Source organism: Pseudomonas orientalis (assembly GCF_001439815.1).
GTDB lineage: Bacteria > Pseudomonadota > Gammaproteobacteria > Pseudomonadales > Pseudomonadaceae > Aquipseudomonas > Aquipseudomonas orientalis.
Map to the genome: position 1 here is coordinate 1 of NZ_JYLM01000026.1, position 1378 is coordinate 1378.

The window sequence follows — 1378 nt, forward strand, 5'->3', positions numbered from 1 at the left end:
GGCTCGGCACTGAAAGTCGAGCAGGTGTTCAAGGTCGGGGACGAGGTCGCACTGGTTGCGCCGATCTCTTCCGACACGCCCAGTCGCACCGTCGCTCAATGCAAGGCCCAGGGTGGGCTGACCCTGGTGCATCTGTTCGAGAGCACGCGCTTCGTCCCCATCGGCAACACGCCGGTGACGCTGCAAGCCATTGCACTGGACGGCACGCCCATGGGTGCGCCGCTGCACCGCACCATCGGCCCCAGCGGCATTCTTCAAGTCCCTGAGTGCACCCGCGACCAGCAGTACCAGATCACCTTCTACCCCAATGTTTCCGAAGAACACATCAGGGCGCTGTATGCGTCCTACCAGTCGGTGATCGCCGGGCTGGAAGCGGATCTGCGCCAGCAATGGCGCGAGCGCTTCGAGCCTCAATGGGCGGATTTCGCCAAAGCGCCGCCCTTCAAGCGCAGCGTGAAACAGGGCGCGGCCTTTGCCACCGGGATTGGCCAGGCGTTTTACAACCTGTGGGACAACATCGCCGAGCTGTACGACCTGCTGGCGAACCTCAAGTCCAACAGCGAAAAGTTGCTGCAGTACCTCTCCCAGGCCGAACTCGATGAACTGCTGAAACTGGGCAAGGACACACTCGCTCAGGGCTTGCTGGTGCTCAGTGATGAGCCGCTGTTGTTTATCTATTTGTCGGCGATGGTCAGCTGGATACGCCTGCTGCCGCCGCCCGAGATGTATGAGCTGTTGGGTGAAATCACCGGCGAAGTCTTGATCAACCTGCTGCTGATATGGGCGACGCGGGGGATGGGGGTGCAGCTTCGGCTGGGGGCTCAGGTATTGAGTTCTATCAAATCCGGCTGGGCGCGGGCGTTATTGGAGTTGTTGGCCAAGCAGGTGGTGGGGCCTCGGCTGGAAACCCATGTGCAGACGGCCAAGCCGTTGTTGCTGAGCAGTGCGGCAACGCCGATCAAGGCGGTGCCGGTGGCGCCGTTGCAGGCGGGCGATACGCTGGTTCCGAACGCGGTACCGATGGTGCGCAATAAGACGCAGCGTACGGCGTTGGTTCGGCAGGAGTCGGTGGATGATGTGCCGGCCGTGGCGTCGAATCCGAAGGGGGATGCGGCGGCTTCTGCGGATAAAACCGTTACGAACGGTTGCCCGGTGTCGATGGTCACCGGCGAGGAACTGCTGACCCTGAGCGATGGCGCGCTGGACGGCATCTTGCCGTTCGAGTGGACGCGGTTGTACCGCACCAGTGCGGTGGACGTGGATTGCGGGCTGGGGCTTGGCTGGAGTCATGCGCTGGCGCACAGGCTTTCTGTGTCGGGCGATTCGGTGGTGTGGACCGACCATGAGAATCGCTCGACCACCCTGCCCTTGCCGACGG

The 1378-nt window shown here is 62.6% G+C and carries 1 protein-coding gene; it reads left to right on the forward strand.

The genetic code is table 11. The annotated features are described in order from the left end of the window. Window positions 1-1378, forward strand: a 1378-nt coding sequence (locus tag TU82_RS28970) for a DUF6531 domain-containing protein (protein ID WP_248842645.1), incomplete at both ends; no start/stop codon positions are given.